The organism is Bacillus litorisediminis (genome assembly GCF_022808645.1).
Lineage (GTDB): Bacteria > Bacillota > Bacilli > Bacillales > JC228 > Bacillus_BF > Bacillus_BF litorisediminis.
Map to the genome: position 1 here is coordinate 1 of NZ_JAKZKT010000105.1, position 2,118 is coordinate 2,118.

Consider the following 2,118-nt stretch of genomic DNA (forward strand, 5'->3'; position numbering starts at 1 on the left):
CGATGAAGGACGGTACTAACACCGATATGCTTCGGGGAGCTGTAAGTAAGCTTTGATCCGGAGATTTCCGAATGGGGAAACCCCCTGTCTGTAATGGGGCAGGATCATAACCTGAATCCATAGGGTTATGAGGGTACACCCGGGGAACTGAAACATCTTAGTACCCGGAGGAGAGGAAAGCAAATGCGATTCCCTGAGTAGCGGCGAGCGAAACGGGATTAGCCCAAACCAAGAGGCTTGCCTCTTGGGGTTGTAGGACACTCAACATAGAGTTACAAAGGAACGGGGTAGATGAATAGGTCTGGAAAGGCCAGCCAGAGAAGGTAACAGCCCTGTAGTTGAAACTTCGTTCCCTCTTGAGTGGATCCTGAGTACGGCGGGACACGTGAAATCCCGTCGGAAGCTGGGAGGACCATCTCCCAAGGCTAAATACTCCCTAGTGACCGATAGTGAACCAGTACCGTGAGGGAAAGGTGAAAAGCACCCCGGGAGGGGAGTGAAAGAGAACCTGAAACCGTGTGCTTACAAGTAGTCAGAGCCCGTTTATGGGTGATGGCGTGCCTTTTGTAGAATGAACCGGCGAGTTACGATTTCATGCAAGGTTAAGCTCGAAAAAGCGGAGCCGCAGCGAAAGCGAGTCTGAATAGGGCGCATGAGTATGAGGTCGTAGACCCGAAACCAGGTGATCTACCCATGTCCAGGGTGAAGGTAAGGTAACACTTACTGGAGGCCCGAACCCACGCACGTTGAAAAGTGCGGGGATGAGGTGTGGGTAGGGGTGAAATGCCAATCGAACTTGGAGATAGCTGGTTCTCTCCGAAATAGCTTTAGGGCTAGCCTCAAGTGTGAGAGTCTTGGAGGTAGAGCACTGTTTGGACTAGGGGCCCTCATCGGGTTACCGAATTCAGATAAACTCCGAATGCCAAAGACTTATCCTTGGGAGTCAGACTGCGAGTGATAAGATCCGTAGTCAAAAGGGAAACAGCCCAGACCACCAGCTAAGGTCCCAAAGTATACGTTAAGTGGAAAAGGATGTGGAGTTGCTTAGACAACCAGGATGTTGGCTTAGAAGCAGCCACCATTTAAAGAGTGCGTAATAGCTCACTGGTCGAGTGACTCTGCGCCGAAAATGTACCGGGGCTAAACGTATCACCGAAGCTGTGGATCCTCTTTTAGAGGATGGTAGGAGAGCGTTCTAAGGGCGGTGAAGCGGGACCGGAAGGACCCGTGGAGCGCTTAGAAGTGAGAATGCCGGTATGAGTAGCGAAAGAAGGGTGAGAATCCCTTCCACCGAATGCCTAAGGTTTCCTGAGGAAGGCTCGTCCGCTCAGGGTTAGTCGGGACCTAAGCCGAGGCCGAAAGGCGTAGGCGATGGACAACAGGTTGATATTCCTGTACCACCTCATCACCGTTTGAGCGAAGGAGGGACGCAGGAGGATAGGGTAAGCGCACTGCTGGATATGTGCGTCTAAGCAGTTAGACTGGTAAGTAGGCAAATCCGCTTACCGTAAGGTTGAGCTGTGACAGCGAGGGAAATATAGTACCGAAGTTCCTGATTCCACACTGCCAAGAAAAGCTTCTAGCGAGGGGATAGGTGCCCGTACCGCAAACCGACACAGGTAGGCGAGGAGAGAATCCTAAGGTGAGCGAGAGAACTCTCGTTAAGGAACTCGGCAAAATGACCCCGTAACTTCGGGAGAAGGGGTGCTCTGGTAGGGTGTCAAAGCCCGAGAGAGCCGCAGTGAATAGGCCCAGGCGACTGTTTAGCAAAAACACAGGTCTCTGCTAAGCCGCAAGGCGATGTATAGGGGCTGACGCCTGCCCGGTGCTGGAAGGTTAAGAGGAGAGGTTAGCGAATAGCGAAGCTTTGAATCGAAGCCCCAGTAAACGGCGGCCGTAACTATAACGGTCCTAAGGTAGCGAAATTCCTTGTCGGGTAAGTTCCGACCCGCACGAAAGGCGTAACGATCTGGGCACTGTCTCAACGAGAGACTCGGTGAAATTATAGTACCTGTGAAGATGCAGGTTACCCGCGACAGGACGGAAAGACCCCGTGGAGCTTTACTGTAGCTTGATATTGAATTTTGGTACAGCTTGTACAGGATAGGTAGGAGCCTG

Annotated in this window: 1 rRNA gene; it reads left to right on the plus strand. The window is 52.1% G+C overall.

The window, feature by feature from the left end:
* Positions 1 to 2,118, plus strand: a 23S ribosomal RNA gene (locus MLE14_RS22125); the annotation flags it as partial.